The sequence below is a fragment of the Arachidicoccus ginsenosidivorans genome (assembly GCF_007971385.1).
Classification (GTDB): domain Bacteria; phylum Bacteroidota; class Bacteroidia; order Chitinophagales; family Chitinophagaceae; genus Arachidicoccus; species Arachidicoccus ginsenosidivorans.
On record NZ_CP042434.1, the window covers coordinates 3659690 to 3680517 of the forward strand.

A 20828-nucleotide genomic window follows, 5' to 3' on the forward strand; every position below is an offset into this window, starting at 1 on the left:
TCAAAGGTTTTGCCTTTTTGTTTCCTGAATCAGATAGGAAAAACTTACAAAAACTAAAACTTGCTTAATTCATCAAGCGTTACTTTTCCTTCATAGATGGCCTTGCCGACTATGGCTGCAGCGCAGCCATAGTCAGCAAGCGCACTTAAATCTTCCATAGAGCTTACGCCGCCACTTGCAATAAAATGGAGGTCAGGGAATTTGCTGATAATTTCTTTATATAACACAAGTGAAGGTCCTTGTAATAAACCATCCTTGGATACATCAGTGCAAAAAATGTTTTGGATACCCTTGTCCCGGTATTTTTTAATAAAATCAAAAACAGAAAGCTCGGTGGTTTCCAGCCAACCGCCTATGGTAATTAAACTGTTTTTGACGTCTGCCCCCAATAAGAATTGATCGGGGCCATATTTATCCAGCCATTCTGTAAATAATGACTCGTTTTTAACGGCGATAGAGCCAATGGTGGCAAATCGCGCTCCACTGTTCAGTACTATTTTTACATCTTCCTCCGTTTTAATACCGCCGCCGAAGTCAATGGTCAAGTCAGTTGCTGCTGCAATGTTTTCCAATACTTGCCAGTTCGTGACCTTGCCGGCCTTGGCGCCGTCAAGATCCACCAGATGTAACCGGTTCAGGCCAGCTGCCTCAAAGGATTTGGCGACTTCCACCGGGTTTTCATTATAAATGGTTTTCTGATTATAATCGCCCTGTGTCAGGCGAACACATTTGCCATCTATCAGATCAATGGCTGGAATAATTTGCATAATTAATTAATCTTCAAAAATTTAAAATCACTTTATAAAAAGAATGCGCAACAAAATTAAGGTGTTGCGCATGCTTTTTATTTATTGAATTTATAAAGCTTTTAATCTATCCGATTTTAGCCTGTAAATTCTTGTCCAATGCATCCAGGAATTCCTCAGTAGTCAAATAATCTTCTCCTGCTTTTACTTTGTTACCATGAATGCAAATAGCCAAGTCCTTGGTCATTTTGCCACTTTCAACGGTTTCAATACATACTTTTTCCAGTGTGTTGGCAAAGTCGATCAGTGGTTGGTTCTCATCCAGTTTACCTCTGAATGCCAAGCCTCTTGTCCAGGCAAAGATGGAGGCAATTGGGTTGGTAGACGTTTTGTTGCCTTTCTGATGTTCGCGGTAATGGCGAGTAACGGTACCATGAGCGGCTTCTGCTTCCATAACTTTACCGTCTGGCGTAACCAGGGTAGAAGTCATCAGCCCTAAGCTGCCGAAACCTTGAGCGACTGTATCACTTTGTACATCGCCATCGTAGTTTTTACAGGCCCATACAAAATTTCCATGCCATTTTAAAGCAGATGCCACCATATCATCAATCAGGCGGTGTTCGTAAGTGATGCCTGCTGCTTCAAATTTCGCTTTATATTCATTTTGATAGATATCTTCAAAGATATCCTTGAAGCGGCCATCATATTTTTTCAGGATGGTATTTTTAGTAGAAAGATACAGCGGCCATCCTTTAGCTAAAGCCTGGTTAAAACATGCATGTGCAAAACCGCGGATACTTTCATCTGTATTGTACATGGCCATGGCTACGCCATCGCCATTAAAATTATGGACTTCAAATTCCTGTACAGTCCCATCTTCCCCTTCAAATTTTATACTCAGTTTCCCCTTTCCTTTGGTTACGAAGTCCGTTGCACGGTATTGATCACCGAATGCATGACGGCCGATACAAATTGGCGCTGTCCAGTTTGGAACAAGTCTTGGTACATTCTGACAAACAATGGGTTCACGAAATACGGTACCGTCAAGGATATTTCTGATTGTTCCGTTTGGTGAACGCCACATTTTTTTGAGTCCAAATTCACTTACGCGTGCTTCATCAGGGGTAATTGTTGCACATTTGATACCCACACCAAACTGTTTAATGGCATTGGCTGCATCCACAGTAACCTGATCGTCAGTGGCATCTCTATGTTCAACGCCCAGATCATAATATTTAATATCTAATTCAAGATAGGGTAGAATCAATTTGTCTTTGATAAATTTCCAGATAATACGTGTCATTTCATCGCCATCCAATTCTACGACTGGATTAGCTACTTTGATTTTTTCAGCCATTAGTCAACAACTATTTTAAATTTTACAATAATGTGTACAAAAATAAGGGAATGTATTTAAATAAGCCCATCCAAGATGCATAATTTGTATTATATAAAAAATTGTTTTATGAATTGATTATTAGATATTTATAGCCTATTTAGACTAATACTTGTTTGTTTTAACGATTTAGTTGAATTATTCATTTTGAATTAATTGTCAATTTTGTTATTCAAATTAATTTTATCATATATTAGTGTAATATAAAATATCAGAAATGGGCTCACGAAATTAAAATAGCTGATGTCAAACCTAGAATTCAAGATGCTATTTTGGAGCCCTTTGAATTCAATCGTTTTTGCAATTAAGGATAAGAGAACGGTAATTAATAAAATCAAAGTACATGCTTTTATTAAGCCATTAAATGATTTTACATAAAATGAATAAGAGATTGAGAGGAATATACAGAATAAACTTAAAGAAAAAGGGAGTTGGCTATTTTGTAAATAAAATGGATTGTATCTCATGAAATTGTTCAAACTGCCAAAGTTTTTAAAAACAATAAAAAAGGAAATTATTGTAATAAGCAAAAAGGTTAGTAGAAACAATGCTTTATTTTTGGTTTTAAAATTTAGAAATCGTTTTAAGAGAGCCAATGTTAATGGGATTACTGTGACTAGTCTAGTCATCAGTAACAATGCGCTTCCTAAGCTATTAATAATGATGCTTTTTTTGCTTTCACTTTTAAAGTACTTTTCAGAAAGAACGACAAAAGTTAACAACAATATGAAGTTAGAAATTATATCGCTTTTTACATAAATATCATAGCAATAGGTGGATGAGAATATTATTAATAATAATGCACTAAAACGAATTTTATAGGATTTAAAATAAATTGAAATAATTATTAGAAAAATAATGAATGTGAATGATTGAAGATAACCAACATCACCTATTAAATAAAATGGTATTCCTAAAAAAATCAATGCGGGTAAGTTAGAGGTCTGCCCCTTTAAATGGTCTAAAGCACTATAAGGATATTCATTATGAAATAAAGCCTTGATCCCGGCTTCCATTGCAGACCACCTATCCACCTTTAATGCAAATTTATCTACATGGATATTCAACCAAATCGAAAATATAAAGAATAACAATGATATTAAATAAAATAGCCATTTATAGGTCCTTTCTTTAAATTTAATTTTATAATTAATGAAAAAGATCAGCCATAAGAAAATTGCGTAAATTATGGATAAAAAAATTGGATTGATAAAATGCTGCCTGGTTGCATATTTATAGATTACTAAAGTGTTAATAAATAAGTAGATGAGAAAGAAGATGTAAATTTCTCTTTTGTATATTTTTGAGGTTTTTAATCCAAGAATGTCTTTCATAAGTCTCAATTAAACATGTAGTTGATGGAAATATTAATTATAGATCAAATATAGTGTTAATTTGTAATTCGAAGAGATAATTATAATAATAACTTATTGCAAGAGAGTTCATTTGGTGCTTACCTTTAACTTTTCATATATCTTAAAGTCAAAAGGTTTTAGCCTTTTGAACGGGTTTAGACCATTATTTTTAATAAATTTGTTCCACATAAACCGTGTAGATTTTGGAGAATCAGGAAAAACAGAAGAATCTTAAAGCTTTAGGGTATACCGTCATAACTTGTGGTGTTCTGGCACTTGCATTAATATTTGCGAGCTGGAAGTTGCCTGCACCTCCCCCTGAGGTGGTGGACAATGGTATTGAAGTGAATCTAGGTAATTCTGATCAGGGAATGGGAGATATAGCTCCTCAATTGCCTGGAGAACCCACTGCTGACGATCAAAAGCCTACTGATAATCCTCCTCCAATGGTTGCTACACAGTCAGCACCTAAGGAATATAAAGAAGTTGCAGATAATAAGGATGATGTTCCTGTCATCAAAACATCCCCTAAGCCTAAAGAAAATAAGAGGACCGATCCAAAAGCTGTGGAAAAATCTGTCAAGAAGGCCACTGCAAAAAAAGTAATTAATAAGACACCCGCTCCTCCCAGCCCTAAAGCCGTTTATAGCGGCGGCAAGAATAAAGGGACAGGTGGTAATAATGCAGATAGTTATAATGGCAAAAGAAATCAGGGAATAGCTGGAGGAAACGGCGATCAAGGTAAGGTTAATGGCAATCCTGCTTCTGATAATTATACGGGTAATGGTGGAACCGGAACCAGCGGTATTAGTATCCGCAGTGGATTATCCAACAGAAGGTTTGTTGGAGATAGAAGCTTTACCGGTAAATTTAACGAAAACGCAAAGGTAGCCGTGGATATTATCGTTAATAAGGCAGGTCATGTAACCAGTGCGAGTGTTAATCCAAGAGGTACAACAACTACTAATTCGACTATTTTAGGTATTGCGATAAGAAAGGCCAAGCAATTGAAGTTTAACCAAGGTTCCGTAGATGCTCAAACAGGAACAATTGTGTTTAATTTTAAATTAAATGGTTAATAATTGGCCCGACACTCTTATTGTGTATTAACTTGCGCATAATTATTCTATCATCTCATGGATTATAAAGAAACGATCGAATTCTTATATGCGCAATTGCCCGTATTTAGCAGGGATGGCGCTTCTGCTTTCAAAAAAGATTTGGGAAATACCCTTGCGTTATGTGCTGCCTTAGGAGACCCACAGACAAAGTTTAAATCTATTCATATTGCCGGTACAAATGGGAAAGGTTCCTGTAGTCATATGCTGGCTGCAATATTTCAGGAGGCGGGCTATAAAGCAGGTCTTTACACATCCCCACATTTGTATGATTTTAGAGAAAGAATCCGTATCAATGGTGCGCTGTGCTCTGAGGATTTTGTAGTGCAATTTGTTCAGAGAATCCGGCCATATTTAGACAGAATTCAACCCTCATTTTTTGAAATAACTGTTGTAATGGCATTTTGTTATTTTGAACAGCAAAAAGTCGATATTGCTATTATTGAAACAGGGTTGGGGGGCCGACTGGATAGTACCAATGTCATTACACCCGAATTGTCGCTAATAACAAATATTGGTTATGATCATATGCAGTTTTTAGGAAATACCTTAACTGAAATTGCTGGAGAAAAAGCTGGTATTATCAAAGAGGGTAGACCGGTTGTTATTTCTGAATATCTCCCTGAAACGAAACCCGTATTTGAGCAAGTCGCCAAAAATAAACATGCTCCATTGTTTCTGGCGCAAAATCTATGGCAGATGTCCGTGGGTGTTCCAACTATCTCTACAGGTAACAAACAAGAACCACTGTTGACAATTTGTGTCAGGCGTAAAAACAATGATAGTGAAATAACCCAAATTCATCCGATGGCTTTGGCTGATATCTATCAATTAGACCTAAATGGAAGTTATCAATTAAAAAATATTGTTGGAGTCTTGGAAGCGGTCCATCAATTGCGCAGCTTGGGGTGGAACATTGAAAAGGAGGCCCTTAGGAAAGGATTAAAAAGGGTCAAAGAACTGACAGGGATCGCTGGCAGGTGGGATCAGGTCTCTACTGATCCTTGGATTATTACGGATGTTGGGCATAATGTAGATGGTATTAAAATGATCCGGAACCAGCTCAGCAAAATGAAGTATTCAAAACTTCATATCATCACGGGGTTTGTCAAGGATAAAGATGTTTCAGCTTCTTTAAAGGAAATGCCTAAAAATGCTCAGTATTATTTTACCCAGGCTCCAATACCTAGGGCTTTGTCTGCGGTTGAATTAAAAGCCCTGGCACTGAAATTTGAATTAGAGGGAAATGATTATCCGAATATGAAAGAAGCATTAGCTGCAGCGAGGGCTAATTATAAAAATGGTGATTTGATCCTTGTTTGTGGAAGTGTGTTTTTGGTGGCGGAGGTGAAAGATTCCATGCGGCAATTGAACATAATTGCTTAAATAAAAGGATTTGATAAAAAAAAGGGGATGCTTGCATCCCCTTTTTTTATCAAGATTATAAATAACGATAATAATTAGGCAATCTCTACCAAATAATAGTTCTTTTTGCCTCTTTGTACGAGTAAGTATTTTTCATGAAGCAGTTGATCCGCATTAAGTTTGTACTGAATATCAGTTATTTTGCTGCGATTGATGCTGACGCCACCCCTAGTACCATTTTTCGGGCCTCTCCTTTACTAGGAAAAATGCCAGCTTCTGCCAGAAAGCTTACTACATCAGGCTCTGTTTGGAAGGTGGCTTTAGGGAAACTCATTTTCTTTACGCCTTCCATACTCTCCAGGTCTTCAATAGACAACGCTTCTATGGGAGCATTCTGGTTGCTGAAAAGCTTTTGAGTTACCTCCAGCGCAGATGTCAACGACTCGTTTCCATGTACAAATCTAGTTAACTCCTCTGCCAATTTTTTCTGTAATAACCTTTCTTCTGGCTTTTGTTCATGTTTTTCCAAAAGTTCATTTACTTCTTGCTGGCTCAGGAATGTAAATATCTTAATCCAGTTTTTTGCATCCTCGTCTGTGCTATTTAGCCAGAATTGGTAAAATTGATAGGGTGAGGTTTTCTCAGGATCAAGCCAAACATTCCCTTGTTCAGTTTTGCCAAACTTAGTGCCATCTGCCTTTTTTATTAAAGGACAGGTAAATGCAAAGGCTTCTCCGCCCGCTTTACGGCGGATAAGCTCCGTACCAGTGGTAATGTTTCCCCATTGGTCACTACCTCCCATTTGCAGTTTCAAACCGTCTGTATTGTATAAATGGTAGAAGTCGTAACCTTGCATCAGCTGGTATGCAAATTCGGTATAGGATATGCCTACATCTCCTGAAAAGCGTTTTTTTACACTTTCTTTGGCCATCATGTAGTTGACGGTGATATGTTTCCCTGTATCACGTAGAAATTCAATAAATGAGATATTTTTAAACCAATCATAATTATTGACCAAAACAGCACTATTTTGGTCTTGATGATTGAAATTCAGGAATTTAGAAAGCTGATTTTTAATACCTTCTACATTTTTGCTCAATTGTTCCTCGCTGAGCAGATTTCTTTCTGCGCTTTTGCCACTTGGGTCCCCGATCATGCCGGTCGCACCACCCACAAGGGCGTAAGGCTTGTGACCTGCTCTTTGTAAATGAACTAATAATAATATAGGTACCAGACTGCCTATATGCAGGCTGTCTGCAGTTGGATCAAATCCAATATAACCAGAGGTCTTTTCCTTTAATAATTGCTCCTCTGTTCCTGGCATAATATCCTGGATCATGCCTCTCCAACTTAGTTCTTGTATTAAATTCATCTTCAAAATTTTGGCAAAGGTAACTGAACCGCTTTATAATATAAAACATGAAACCCAAAAACGTATGTAAATTTTGTTTAAGTTGTGCTTTTATTTAATATGTATAATGGCTTTTAAATAAGTGTCGATGTGATGGGAAAATTATTAAGTTGGGGTTTATACTTGCAATAATTTTAACCTAAAATCGTTAAAAGATAGAAAATGTGTCAGAGTATCTGTTTATGGAACTCTTTTACAGCTATCAACCATTAATAAACCGAATGAAGCGACTCAAAATAATTCTGCTTTTCACAGTATTTTGTGGAATATCAACGTTGGGTATCAGTCAATTCCGTACCTATTCCAATGAATTTATGAACATTGGCGCTGGAGCCAGAGGGCTGGGAATGGGCGGTGCTCAGGTTAGCTCAGCCATGGATGCCACGGCGGGTTATTGGAATCCGGCAGGGCTCAGCTATATAAGAGATGTTCCGTCCATATCGGCCATGCATGCTTCTTATTTTTCTGGCATCGGTAAGTATGATTTCCTAGCGGCAGCAATCCCTTTAAATGATGACAAAAGAACGATTGGTATTACTGCCATTAGGTTTGGTGTGGATGATATCCCCAATACCTTATTTTTAGTTGATCCTCAGACCGGACAGCTGAACTATAATAATATTTCGGCATTTTCCTCTGCTGATTATGGCTTTTTGCTTTCCTATGGTCAAATGCTAAAAATACCCCGGATATGCAGATCTCTATGGGGGGCAATGTCAAAATTCTTTATCGGCATGTAGGTAGTTTTGCCAATGCGATTGGTTTAGGTATTGATGCGGGACTGATGATCCGTACGCCGACCTGGCGTATCGGGGTTGTGGCCAGAGATTTAACTACTACTTATAATGCCTGGACTTTTAATTTTACAGATAGGGAAAAAGAGGTTTTATATCTGACCAATAATGATATTCCTACCAAATCAACAGAACTAACACAGCCCAGACTGATTTTAGGTGGAGGTTATAATTTTGTATTTAATGAAAAGTTCAGTCTATTGGCTGAAACGAACCTGGACGTCACATTTGATGGTAAACGTAATACATTAATCAGTAGTGCGCCGATCAGCATTGATCCTCATTTAGGCATTGAAGGCAATATCTTGGATAAGGTCTTTATTAGGGCGGGTATCTCTAATTTTCAAAGGGGACTGGCAGATTCTGATACAACCAATCAGAAAAGGGTGTGGATATTTCAGCCCAGTTTAGGGGCAGGCTTTAAATTGGGGAATGTTATGATTGATTATGCCTTTACCAATCTGGCTAATCAATCCAATCCTTTATATACACATATATTTCTCTGCGCGTAGACTTGGAGAAAAAAAGGTATTAAAACAGGCATTGTGGAAGAAATGAGCGAACGGAAATTAAAAATTCTATTTTCTTTTAATATGGTCAAAAGAAATATACATATTGGTGCTATTATGTTGGTGCTTTTTTGCCTAATGGGCAATCTTAGTACTTTAAAGGCACAATCTTATAATAATGAGTGGATCGTTAATGGTCAGACTTATTATAAATTTAGGATTCTTAATGACGGATTATATAGAGTTACAGGCAGCACTTTGACGACAATTGGTCTTAACGGTGCCACAGGGAATAACTTGCAATTATGGCATAATGGAGTCCAGGTACCTATTTATGTAAACACAACTGGAACGCTAGGGTCAAGTGACTATATTGAATTCTGGGGCGAACATAATGATGGAAGTGTAGATGCTGAACTTTTTAAAAATGCCAGCGACCAATTAAATAAGGCTAGAAGTTTTGAAGGTGATAGTGCGACCTATTTTTTGACAATAAATGCAACAACTAGTCAGAATCTCAGATACTCAAAAGCAAAAAATGATGTAGCAGGCCAGGGAAGCAGTTTGAGTCCTGAGCCTTATTTTTATTATACGACCCAAAAAGATTTAGGCACAACGTTTAATCGGGGCCCAGCAAGTGCTTATGGATCAGATTATGTTTATATGTCTGATTATAAAGGCAAGTGTTTTGGAACGATCATCAAAGGCGCAAAGAGCACATCGGCCAGTTTTACAAATTTGTACGGCTATTCTGGAGCTACAGGGATTATTAGTGCGGGTGTGGCTGGAGCTTCTACTTTAGGAAGCAATCGTTCCGTTACTGTTAAAGGTGGGGATGGTGTAAATAATATAGCTTCTTTGGGAAATTTTGAAGCTAAAGTTGTGGCTGTTGGTGGTGCACAGATTGGTTCCAGTTATACGGTAACAGTAACCAATGGCAGTAGTAATGCAAATGATCAGGTAAATGTTAGTTTTGTATCGCTCTATTATCCACGTAGCTTCAATTTTGGAGGGGCATCCAGTTTTGCCTTTAATCTATCTGCTAGCAGCAAAGCTCGTTTATTAAATATTACCAACTTTTCTGCCGGTGGAAGTACGCCTGTTTTGTATGATATTACCCATGGGCAGCGATACGAGGCTGTAGTTAGTGGTTCTACTTACCAATTTGTTTTACCTGCAATGGATTCAAGTCATTTGGCCCTGGTGGGACAAAGTGCCAGCAGTTATACTTCGATAGGAAGTAATGAGATTGCTGTCAGAAATTTTCCGAACCTATCAAGTAGTGATCAGCAAGGGAATTACCTGATTATATCTAATAAGGCCTTGTATGGCAGCGGAGATTATGTGGCACAATACGCGGCCTATCGTAAATCTGCAACTGGGGGAGGGTATAATGTGCACATTTACAATATTGATGATTTGGAGGATATGTTTGCTTTTGGTGTTCATTCCAGCCCACTTAGTATAAAAAACTTTCTCAGATATGCACGCAACACTTTTTCTACAAAACCTAAATTTGTATTTTTAATAGGTAGGGGTCTTACATTTGATAATATGCAAGGGGCAAATGCTTCCAATCCCGAATATCAGGCACAAAATTTAGTACCCACATTTGGCTGGCCTGCTTCTGACGTGATGCTTGCTGCTGATAACAGCCAACCAATCGCTGCAACTCCAATTGGACGTTTGTCTGCTGTGAAACCGGAGGAAATCAAAAATTACTTGGATAAGGTTAAGGTATATGAAGCTGCTCAGCAAAGCGATGATCATACTATAGAAAATAATAGCTGGAAGAAAAATGTGGTGTTTATTTCAGGGGGGATAAATTCGTCGGAAGAAAATCTATTTGGAAGTTATCTGGGCAATTATCAAACAATATTAAAGGATAGTTTGTATGGCGCAAATGAGTTTCGTTTAAGGAAAGTTACTGCGGATCAAGTGTCCGACGGGTCTGAAATAAGCTTGAAGAATTTGTTTGCAAGCGGTTTGGGATTGATTAGTTATTTTGGGCATGGTGCAAGTACCACAATTGCTTATGCAGAATTAAATGATCCTTCGGTTTTTAACAACAATAACAAATATCCATTACTCTTTACAAGTGGTTGTGATGTAGGCGATTGCTTTAGTTATATGGCTGGAAGAACGACAACCATTAATAATATTACTGAAAGGTATTTATTTACGAAAGATAAAGGGAGCGTTGGATTTGTTGCAGAAACCTATCTAGGTGTGACTTCTTTTTTGCAATATTATAATCTCGTTTTATATAAAAATATAAGCACAACGAGATATGGGATGCCTATCACTGAATCTTTACAGGCAAGCCAGGCTGCAATGATCACATCTGATAGGCTAAAAGTTAGTGATACTGTAACTAATTATGCACATGCTGAGCAAACCAATTTTTTTGGAGATCCTTCTATTTCCCTTTATAACTTTCCCAAACCGGATTTTATTGTTGAAGATAATAAGGTGACAATACCAAGTTCCGTCTCGATCACGTCTGAAAAGTTTTCCGTTAAGGCTTATTTATATAACATTGGACGTGCGATAGGGGATTCTGTTTTAGTTTCTGTTAAGCATAAATTCCCAAGTGGTAGTATTGAAACTTTGTTAGAAAAGAGAATCGCTGCTGTCAGAAGTCTTGATTCTATTGGTTTAGATGTTACAATAGATGCTAATAAAGCAGTAGGGAATAACGAGATTATTGTATCTATAGATGGGGATAATAGATATGATGAGTTAAGTGAAACTAATAATTCTATAACAAAAATATTTATATTTATGCAAACGGAATAACACCAGTCTATCCTTATAAGTATTCTATCATACGCAATCCTAATGTTACTCTTGTTGGGTCAACATCCGATGCCTTAGCTGCTGAAAGTAACTATATAATGGAATTGGATACAACAGAATTGTTTAATTCATCGTCGTTGGTTACCAAAACAGTTAAATCAATCGGGGGGGCGATAAGCTTTGATCCCGGTATTACTTTTAAAGATAGTACTGTTTATTACTGGCGTGTAAGTCCTGTTCCTGGAACAGGTGAGGATTATCGTTGGGCAAATAGTAGTTTTCAGTATATAGCAAGTAAAGGAATTGATAAATTGAACGGTATTGGCCAAAGTCATTATTGGCAACACGTCCAGTCTACTATGGCTGGTATTGGAATTGATAGTGTAAGTAGGCAGTGGCGTTTTAATGAATTATTACATTCATTTTTGATAGCCCACGGTGTTTATGGGTCTGGTATACCTACTGGCTGGAGCAATTTTGCTATTCGTCAAGATGGCGCGCTGATCTCCAGTTTCCAATGCACAACATTGGGTAATTCTTTGATGTTTAATGTATTTACGCCTGATGGAATACAGCCGTATATAAATGAATCTACCCCAAGCCCAGTACAAAATGTGCCCAATACTAGTATAGGCGGATTCATGGGATCTAAGGCATCATGTGGGAATCATCCCTACTCGTTTGATGTTGATCCTATAAATTATCCCAATACGAATAAGTATAATTTTCAGTTTACGTATAAAACAGCTGCTGATAGGGATAATATTGCAAAATTTATGGATTGGATTCCTGATGGCTCTTATGTTATTGTAAGACTATTTGTGGTTTCGCCTTATACTTCTATACCTTTTGTAGATACATGGAAGAGTGATGCAAGCGGGGTAAATAATCTGTACCAGAAGTTTATTGGTCAAGGCTTATCAGCCATCGATGATTTTACTAGTGCGAAAGCAGGCTTGTTTATATATAAAAAATCAGATAACAGCTTTACACCTTATCAGCAATTAACAGCGGATTATTTGGAACAGATACAGGTTTCAACCAGTTTGGTTGGTAAGGATTCCATCGGTTATGTAACTTCTCCCAAATTTGGTCCAGCCAAAAGTTGGAGTTCCATTCAGTGGAATGGCAAAAGTGAGGAATCTACTAGTACAGATCATGCGAGCGTAGATGTAATTGGTATAACCGCTAGTGGATCAACCTCAGTATTACGTACACTAAGTTCAACTGAACAAAATGTAGATATCTCTTCCATAGATGCGGCTACTTATCCGTATTTGCAGTTAAAATTAAGGAATGTCGACAGTGTAAATTATACGCCTTACCAGTTAAGGTATTGGCATATAATGTACACTCCAGTCCCTGAAGGTGCCCTGGCAGGTAATATAGCATTAGAAAGTCAGGATACAATTGATATAGGGCAAGATTTGAAATTTGGAATTGCATTTAAAAATGTGAGTGATCAGGTTTATACAGATTCTATTAAAGCAAACGTAACTTTAAGAAATAAGAGTAACCAATTATTTACTATACCTATTCGAAAATTAAAGCCTATTCAACCTGGAGATACGGCTATGGTATTCATAACAATTCCGGGTGATACTAGCATTTATAATGCTGCCCATCCTAGTGAGAAAATGCCTATTGGAACCATGGATCTTGGAGGAGAAATTACCCTTGGACTGGATATTAACCCTTCAATGGATCCATTAGAACAAATGCATGATAACAATTTCTTATATAAGTCAATATATATAAGGACTGAACAACATAATACACAACTGGATGTGACTTTTGATGGTATCCATATTTTGGATAATGATATTGTTGCCGCCAAACCTGTTGTTGCGATCAGAGTTAGTGACGATTCTAAATATTTATTACTTAACGATACATCGGTAGCTAAAATATCACTTGTTTACCCTGATGGAACCGTGAAGAAATTTGGGTATAATTCTGATACACTCACCTTTACTCCTGCAAAAGACAGTGTTAAAATGAGGCTTTAATTGATTTTAGACCTTATTTGACGCAAGATGGTACATATCAATTGATTGTAAAAGGACAAGGTAAGACTGGTGACGCATCGACTGTGACGGATTATAGTGTCAATTTCCAGGTTTACAATAAACCAATGATTTCTGATATGTTTAATTATCCTAATCCGTTTACAAGCTCTACAGCATTTGTATTTACAATTACAGGAACCCAAGTACCACAAAATATTCGGATCCAGATATTAACGGTTACAGGGAAGATTGTCAAGGAGATTACAAAAGATGAATTAGGTCCTTTACATATTGGACGTAATATTACTGATTATAAATGGGATGGAACTGACAGTTACGGACAGAAATTAGCAAACGGTGTTTATATTTATAGGGTAATCACTAACCAAGATGGTAAAAATTGGATCATTTTACGATAAAAGATACGAATGGCAATGAAATTAATACCAGTAAATATTTTACAAAAGGATACGGGAAAATGTATCTAATGCGATAAACAATTAATAAAAAAGGGGAGTTTGACTATCTTCGTGCAAAATTTAAAAGAAACGCAATGAAAGTTGTTGGAACAGGAACCCGTGTATTGAATTTTTTGATAGATACATTATTAATTGTTATAATAAGCTTTGCCTTTGGCAAGTGGTATAATTTTCACGTAATGTATTGGGGGTACACGCCTGTGCCTCCTTATAGCTTTTTCTTTTGTAGTCTTTTTGTTTACTATTTTATTTTTGAAGCCATTTGGAGAAGAACACCTGGTAAGTGGTTAAGTATAAGTAAAGTTGTAGATAAGAATGGCAAAAAGGCTTCATTTCTTCAGGTACTAGTAAGGTCTTTGGTTCGACTGACTGTAATTGATATGTTTTTTATTCCATTTTTGAATGGCAGGACCTTGCATGATTTTTTAAGTGGAACTTATGTAGTAGAAGCCTAATTATTATTTAAACCTGGGATTAAAGCAGACTTATTAAATATATAAAACAAAGAACTGTAATTAATGTAAATAAATATATTGCTAGCTTATTAAAATTGAATTTTATTAAATTTAGAATATAAACCATTAATACCATTAGTAAAATTGTACTAATGATGGAAAATGTAATTATGGTTATTAATATCGAATAATGTTTCAAATAGCAGTAATATAGACATAACGATTTTAAGCAAAATGATATGATTTGAAATATTAATGCTTTGTGTTGTTTTTTTATAACAATTAATAAATTAGAGATAGGACCAGAAATGAATACCATCAAGTACCAAATACTAATTATCTGCGCGAAAACTCCAGCCATTGCCCATTGTGCTCCAAATGCAAATCTGAATAATATTTGACCCGTAAACATTAAAATAATCGTTGGGATAATTCCGATTATAAAAGCTTTCGTTAAAATCTCCCAGGTTTTTTTACGCAGAGCATCGACGTCATTCTGTATCTCAGAATATTCCTTGTATGCTACTTGACGAATCGAGTTACTAATTATGCTGATTGGAATATTTGCTATTCTTTGTGCTAAAAGGTAAAAGCCAGCAATATTGCTTGAAAAAATAATTGGCAAGGTAATTAGTAATAATTGATTTGATAATGTCGTTAAAACTGAGGATGGCATTGAGTATAATGGGAAATCTTTGTATTGATTCAGTAGGGAAATGAATCTATTGAATTTTAATTTTTTAAAATTCTTTAATTTTTTTTCTTGAAGAAATATTCTTAAAACTTGAGTATTAGCTGCTATTTGGGATAATAAATTGCCCACTATTAAACCTGAAGTTGTATATTTTAAAATGCCTAAAATTAATTGTGCAGTATTTCCAAAGGTGGATCTAGTTATATATGATTTCGAAATAATTGTGTAAGAATTCATTCGTAGAGAAAAGTCTTTCAATATTTCATAAAGCGCGTTCAAAAAAACGGCAATTGGAATAAGATATACCCAATTATTTAATACTTCATCTTGGTCGAAGGCATTAAGAAAAGGAGTTTTAAAAATGGATATTAAAATAAATAGGATAAAGGATAAAATTAAATTGAAATAGATTGTACTTGTTGTCAGTTCAATCGCTGTTAATGTTTTTTTGGGCAATAAAATTGCCATTTCATATTTACCAGTTACAATTTCCGCAAATATTAAAGTAATACTTATGAAAATTGCTAATCCTCCAAATTCCTGAGGACTATATAACCGAGTTAAAATGGGCATTAGCAAAAAGGGAATAACTTGGGAAATAATACTCCCAAAAGAAAGTTTTAAAATGCTTGAATTATTTTTACTTTTAAATAATTGCTGAAACATATTATAGCGGAAAATTTTAGTGTAATTCTTTAAGAATTCTCGCAGGATTTCCAGCAATTATACAATGCCCACCTTCAAAACTTTTTGTTACTACAGCATTTGCTCCAACTATAGTGTGATCGCCTAATATAACCCCAGGTAGAATTACTGCGTTAGTGCCGACCCAGCAATGACGACCTATTTTAATTGGAGGCGCCTCGAGGAGTACTCTATTTTCTAAAGGATCATGGTTTGCTGAGATGATTGAAACTTTTGGACCTATATTTGTATAATCGCCAATATATATCTTATTGAGAGCGTTGATGTAGACACCTGGTGAATCACCTGGGAAGGTTTCTTTTCCTATAAATAAATTTTCAGGACTATGAATCGTGGACGTAAAGTGTATTGGCCATTTTACCTTACTATTGTGACGTAATATTTTTCGAAATAGAAAGTCTGTAAGGTAAAATGATATAGAGGCGTGGGTGTGATTATTTGCGCCTAATAATTTCTTTAATATTTTTTTGATATAGTTTTTTATGAATTATTTTTTATAAATAATCGTCATCAAAATTTCTTCTCACCTCCGCCACATAATCTTTAATTTCTTGCTCCTTATCCTTTTTGCAAATCAATAGAGAATCTTTTGTATCTATTACAATGCAGTCATCCAATCCTTGTAATACCACTAATTTTTTGTCCGGTGCACTAATCATGCATTTTGTTGCATCAATTACGACAATGTGTTTACCTGTAACGGCATTTCCTAAATAATCCTTCTCCAGGTTTTCATAAGCACTGTTCCATGTACCTAAGTCACTCCATCCAAAGGAAGATGGGATGACATAAACATTTTCAGATTTTTCCATAATGGCAAAATCAATGGAGATATTGGTGCATAACGGATAAATACGTTTTATAGCCTCCAGTTCCTCTGGCTTATTAAAATTATCTCTTTCTGCATCAAATACTTCGTACATCTCCGGCTGGTGCTTTTCAATTGCATTGAGTATACTTTTGACTCGCCAGATGAATATACCTGAGTTCCATAAAAATTCACCACTTTCAAGAAAAACCTTCGCTAGCTCCAGATTAGGTTTTTCTGTAAATGTTTTTACTTTATAGATGTCGGAGGCAACTTCCCTGGTCTCATACTGGATATAACCATAACCGGTATTTGGATAGAGCGGTTTGATTCCGAGTGTAACAAGGGCATTTAAATGAGCTGAAAAATCAAGTGCCGTTTCAACAGCTTTAGTAAATTCAGCTGAATCCATAATAATATGGTCACTGGGAGCCACAATTAAATTTGCCTCAGGATCCTTCTCCAATAATTTCATGGAAATATAAGCTACACAGGGCGCCGTGCTTTTCCTGCTGGGCTCACGAATGATATTCTCAATCGGGAGTTCTGGTATTTGTTCGTGGGTCAGGTCAGCATATTCCGCTGTAGTAGCGATAAATATATGATTAAGTTGTATAAACGGGGTAAACCTTTCAAAGGTCTGTCGTATTAAGGTTTTGCCTGTATGAAGAATATCCAGGAATTGTTTCGGTTTTGCCATCAGGCTTTTGGGCCATAATCGACTACCGATACCTCCCGCAAGTATTACAACATAATGGTGTTCATTGTTTTGCACAGACTAAAATATTATTTATCGAATGCGAAGATAACGAGAATATCCTAAAAATAATTCTTGTTATTTTTCGCTAAATTTATTGATAAGGTTTCTAAAATGGCATCAATTTAGTCATAAAATGCAAAATTATCAATAATAAACCTGAAGTATACGTTTAAACATTATTTTTGTGGTCATGTATTTTAATTGGAATGATAGTATAAATTTAATGCGGAAGCTCACTTTTCGGCGTTTTTGGAACGCTGCAAAAGTGACAATGAGTTTTGAATTGAGTAAATTGTTTAAAAAGCCCATTCAATGGGGCTTTCCTATGTCAATTTCTTTTGAGCCAACAACTTCCTGTAACCTAAGATGTCCGGAATGTCCAAGTGGCCTCAGGGCATTTACCCGGGATAAAGGCATGCTCAAGAATAATTTTTTTACTGATACTATAGATGATATATATAAGGAAATAATGTATTTGATATTTTATTTCCAGGGAGAGCCCTACCTGAATCCTGACTTTTTAAAGATGGTAAAATATGCCCACGATAAGGGTATATATACCGCAACTTCGACCAATGCACATTATCTGACAGACGAAAAGGCTAAAGAAACAATAGAAAGTGGGTTAGATAGGTTGATTATCTCCATTGATGGAACGACGCAGGAGGTATATGAATCTTATAGGGTAGGAGGTAAATTGGAAAAAGTATTAGAAGGGGCTCGTAATATTGTTAAATGGAAAAAGAAACTGAACAGTAAAACACCCTTTGTCTTTTTTCAGTTCCTAGTTGTAAAACCAAATGAGCACCAGATTGAAGATGTAAAAATATTGGCCAAGGAAATCGGTGTAGACCAGGTTCGCTTCAAAACTGCTCAAGTGTATGATTATCAGGATGATCCTAATAATCTGATCCCTACAATTGATAAGTATAGCAGGTATAGAAGAGATAAGGATGGCGTTATGCAGGTTAAAAGTGGTATGAAAAATCATTGCTGGAAACTCTGGCAATCCAATGTAATTACTTGGGATGGCCTTGTTGTTCCTTGTTGCTTTGATAAAGATGCTATGCACCGGCTTGGTAATTTAAAAAACCAATCTTTTAAAGAAATCTGGCATAACGATAATTATAAACAATTTCGCAAAGAGCTGATGGCAGGTAGAAAAAATATTGATATTTGTGCCAATTGTTCTGAAGGCCTATCTGTATGGGAAGATTAATAGCAAGTAAAATGGAAGATAAACTTAAAAATATTGATTTCCCTGAATTCAAGAATGACTTTCATCTTGTAAGACTTAACATATTCCTAACGGAAAGCTATCTAATGGAGTCCGTGCGAAAGTTTTTCGATGAATTTGACATTACTGCTCAACAATATAATATTATGCGCATTGTTGAAGTCAGCGAGGTGCCTTTAAGTATTTTACAAATACGAGAAAGAATGCTGGAAAAAATGTGCGATGCCAGTAGATTAATTGATCGATTAATTTTAAAGAATCTAGTAATAAAAAAGGTTTCAAATGTTGATAAACGGCTCGTTGAAGTTTATTTAACCCCCAAGGGGCTTGAACTTTTAACTGAAATAAAGGGAAAAGTCGGCGCCTTAGAGAAACCGATCAAAGATAATATCAGTGAAGAGGAAGCGGCCACGCTTTGCACTTTGCTAAGTAAAATGAGAGGAACGGAACCTAATGTATTTTGTTGACACTTAATAAGGTATCAAGAGTGTAAATTCTATTAGTTCCTCACGTATTATTTATCCAAAAATATGTCAAAAACAAATTCCCAAAGTTTATTAAGAATTATTTGTATTTGTAGTCTTCTATACGGCTTTTGTTTAAGCGGCAAGGCGCAATCATTTCCACCAAAATATGAAATGAGAGGGGTATGGATTGCTACTGTTCTTAATATTGATTGGCCTAGCAAACCTGGTTTAAGTGCAGAACAACAAAAAATGAATTTGTTCAGATTCTTGATAGGGATAAGGCAATGGGAATCAACGCTGTATTCGTTCAGGTCAGGCCATCAGGAGATGCTTTTTATCCCTCTCAATATGATCCCTGGAGTGAATTTTTGACGGGGAAACAAGGCCAGGCCCCACAGCCCTTTTACGACCCACTAAAATTTATGATTGATCAGGCCCATAAAAGGGGGATGGAATTTCATGCGTGGATTAATCCTTATAGAATGGTCTTCGATGTAACTAAATCCTCTGTAGCAGCCAATCATATCACCAAAAGGCATCCAGAGTGGTTTGTCAGGTATGGCAAACAGCTCATTTTTAATCCAGGATTACCAGAAACGGTCAATTATCTGGTGGGCGTGGTAAAGGATATCGTCCATCGCTACGATGTGGATGGCATTCATTTGGATGATTATTTCTATCCATATCCGACCAGTCAACATTTTAATGATGATGCCGCCTACCAAAAATATGGCAATGGACTCAGCCTTGCTGATTGGCGCAGAGCGAATTGCGATACGGCGATTAAGCGAGTACATGATGCCATTTTACAGATAAAGCCGATGGTTAAATTTGGCGTTAGCCCATTTGGTATTTATCAGAATAAATCGCAGGACCCAGGAGGCAGTGAGACACGTGGAACGACCAATTATCATGATCTTTATGCAGATATTCTTCTTTGGTTAAAAGAAGGTTGGATTGATTATGTAGCTCCACAGCTTTATTGGAAGATAGGAAAAACCGGCCAAGACTTTAGGATACTATTAGATTGGTGGGCAAATCACACTTATGGCAGAGATCTTTATATTGGTCAGGCCGTTTACCATGCTGATGAAAAAGACGTTTCTGGTTGGTCAGATACAAAGGAACTACCTAATGAGATCAAGTTTTTACGTCAATTTCCAAATAAAGTCCAAGGCAGTCTGTTTTTCAGCAATAAATCGTTTAACTCCAACCCCAATGGCTTTGTAGATAGTCTTAAAAATAATTACTATCGCAAACCAGCACTAATACCGCCTATGCCCTGGATTGATAAAAATCCGCCAAATGCACCAGAAATTTGGGCCGGCAGCGGCCGCATGCCCATCATTCAGGGGGCACTTGATGAAATCTCTAGGCGAGAGATTGTCAATAAGTATGTACTCTATACCGGAAAAAGTATTGAGGAACTTGGCCAGCATCCAGAACAGATTATTGTTGGCAATAATAATGGCAGTCTTTTTCAGTTTTCGCTTAATTACAGCAATATTCCCTTAGGTACTAAAAAGTTTTATGTTTCAGTGACAAGCGTGGATAGAGAAAACAATGAAAGTACAGAAAGTAATATTATTCGTTTTGAGCAAAAGAGCGACGGTTCCTGGCAAGGATTCAACGGATATTAAAAGGAATCTAAAAAGCATGCTACAAATAAGAACAGTTGGTAGTAATTGTTTAATTTAGCAGCTTCAATCAAAATTGATATG

General features: G+C 36.4%; 18 protein-coding genes. 11 read left to right on the plus strand and 7 right to left on the minus strand.

The annotated features are described in order from the left end of the window. Nucleotides 1-53: 53 nt before the first annotated feature. A complete protein-coding gene (hisA, locus tag FSB73_RS14645) occupies nucleotides 54-767 on the minus strand; it encodes a 1-(5-phosphoribosyl)-5-[(5-phosphoribosylamino)methylideneamino]imidazole-4-carboxamide isomerase (protein ID WP_146783705.1) in 714 nt (237 codons plus the stop codon). A gap of 106 nt (nucleotides 768-873) precedes the next feature. Next, nucleotides 874-2103 (minus strand): NADP-dependent isocitrate dehydrogenase, encoded by a 1230-nt coding sequence (locus FSB73_RS14650; protein WP_146783708.1) that lies wholly within the window; start codon nucleotides 2101-2103, stop codon nucleotides 874-876. A 1597-nt stretch (nucleotides 2104-3700) separates the two neighbouring features. Here FSB73_RS14650 and FSB73_RS14655 point away from each other — a divergent pair. After that, a complete protein-coding gene (locus FSB73_RS14655; RefSeq protein WP_146783711.1) occupies nucleotides 3701-4576 on the plus strand; it encodes an energy transducer TonB in 876 nt (291 codons plus the stop codon). Nucleotides 4577-4633: 57 nt separating this feature from the next. Then, the gene (locus FSB73_RS14660) at nucleotides 4634-6001 is read left to right on the plus strand and encodes a bifunctional folylpolyglutamate synthase/dihydrofolate synthase (RefSeq protein WP_146783715.1); all 1368 of its coding nucleotides are present in this window, start codon (nucleotides 4634-4636) and stop codon (nucleotides 5999-6001) included. A 74-nt stretch (nucleotides 6002-6075) separates the two neighbouring features. Here the strand turns inward: FSB73_RS14660 and FSB73_RS27665 are convergent, their stop codons facing one another. Together FSB73_RS27665 and tyrS are read right to left on the minus strand one after the other, a co-directional pair. Next, nucleotides 6076-6195, minus strand: coding sequence for a hypothetical protein (locus tag FSB73_RS27665; RefSeq protein WP_394344852.1), 120 nt, complete (start codon nucleotides 6193-6195; stop codon nucleotides 6076-6078). Then, entirely contained in the window at nucleotides 6177-7352 is a 1176-nt protein-coding gene (gene tyrS, locus FSB73_RS14665; RefSeq protein ID WP_225974041.1) for a tyrosine--tRNA ligase, read from the minus strand. Before tyrS ends, FSB73_RS27665 begins: the two co-directional genes overlap by 19 nt. A gap of 203 nt (nucleotides 7353-7555) precedes the next feature. Here tyrS and FSB73_RS25170 point away from each other — a divergent pair, with 203 nt between their 5' ends. From FSB73_RS25170 to FSB73_RS14690, 6 genes are all read left to right on the plus strand, one after another. Further along, on the plus strand, nucleotides 7556-8131 hold the full coding sequence (locus FSB73_RS25170) for a PorV/PorQ family protein (protein ID WP_225974042.1): 576 nt from the start codon (nucleotides 7556-7558) through the stop codon (nucleotides 8129-8131). Then, nucleotides 8083-8697 carry a PorV/PorQ family protein gene (locus FSB73_RS25175; protein WP_225974043.1) on the plus strand — a complete coding sequence of 205 codons (615 nt, stop codon included), beginning with the start codon at nucleotides 8083-8085 and terminating at the stop codon, nucleotides 8695-8697. Before FSB73_RS25170 ends, FSB73_RS25175 begins: the two co-directional genes overlap by 49 nt. Before the next feature lie 114 nt (nucleotides 8698-8811). Beyond that, complete coding sequence (gene porU2 / locus FSB73_RS14675) at nucleotides 8812-11493, plus strand: putative type IX secretion system sortase PorU2 (RefSeq protein WP_449371702.1); 2682 nt, start codon at nucleotides 8812-8814, stop codon at nucleotides 11491-11493. A 98-nt stretch (nucleotides 11494-11591) separates the two neighbouring features. Continuing rightward, complete coding sequence (locus FSB73_RS14680; protein WP_146783721.1) at nucleotides 11592-13502, plus strand: hypothetical protein; 1911 nt, start codon at nucleotides 11592-11594, stop codon at nucleotides 13500-13502. 17 nt (nucleotides 13503-13519) lie between these two features. Further along, nucleotides 13520-13921: a FlgD immunoglobulin-like domain containing protein gene (locus FSB73_RS14685; protein ID WP_146783724.1), complete on the plus strand. Its 402-nt coding sequence runs from the start codon at nucleotides 13520-13522 to the stop codon at nucleotides 13919-13921. Nucleotides 13922-14055: 134 nt separating this feature from the next. Then, complete coding sequence (locus tag FSB73_RS14690; protein WP_146783727.1) at nucleotides 14056-14436, plus strand: RDD family protein; 381 nt, start codon at nucleotides 14056-14058, stop codon at nucleotides 14434-14436. Between the two features lie 19 nt (nucleotides 14437-14455). On the opposite strand, the gene FSB73_RS14695 is transcribed toward FSB73_RS14690, so the two are convergent. Genes FSB73_RS14695 through FSB73_RS14705 form a run of 3 tightly spaced genes read right to left on the minus strand, consistent with a single transcriptional unit; the run spans nucleotide 14456 to nucleotide 17418 of the window. Next, nucleotides 14456-15796, minus strand: coding sequence for a lipopolysaccharide biosynthesis protein (locus FSB73_RS14695; protein WP_146783730.1), 1341 nt, complete (start codon nucleotides 15794-15796; stop codon nucleotides 14456-14458). Nucleotides 15797-15812: 16 nt separating this feature from the next. Next, nucleotides 15813-16319: an acyltransferase gene (locus FSB73_RS27670; RefSeq protein WP_146788427.1), complete on the minus strand. Its 507-nt coding sequence runs from the start codon at nucleotides 16317-16319 to the stop codon at nucleotides 15813-15815. A gap of 10 nt (nucleotides 16320-16329) precedes the next feature. Next, entirely contained in the window at nucleotides 16330-17418 is a 1089-nt protein-coding gene (locus FSB73_RS14705) for a mannose-1-phosphate guanylyltransferase (RefSeq protein WP_146783733.1), read from the minus strand. A 208-nt stretch (nucleotides 17419-17626) separates the two neighbouring features. Between FSB73_RS14705 and FSB73_RS14710 the strand changes: the two genes are divergently transcribed. The 3 genes from FSB73_RS14710 to FSB73_RS14720 all read left to right on the plus strand — a co-directional run bounded on the left by FSB73_RS14710 (nucleotide 17627) and on the right by FSB73_RS14720 (nucleotide 20747). Beyond that, entirely contained in the window at nucleotides 17627-18622 is a 996-nt protein-coding gene (locus tag FSB73_RS14710) for a radical SAM/SPASM domain-containing protein (RefSeq protein ID WP_225974044.1), read from the plus strand. A gap of 11 nt (nucleotides 18623-18633) precedes the next feature. Next, complete coding sequence (locus FSB73_RS14715) at nucleotides 18634-19107, plus strand: MarR family winged helix-turn-helix transcriptional regulator (protein ID WP_146783735.1); 474 nt, start codon at nucleotides 18634-18636, stop codon at nucleotides 19105-19107. Nucleotides 19108-19391: 284 nt separating this feature from the next. After that, the gene (locus FSB73_RS14720) at nucleotides 19392-20747 is read left to right on the plus strand and encodes a glycoside hydrolase family 10 protein (protein WP_394344794.1); all 1356 of its coding nucleotides are present in this window, start codon (nucleotides 19392-19394) and stop codon (nucleotides 20745-20747) included. Nucleotides 20748-20828: the final 81 nt, after the last annotated feature.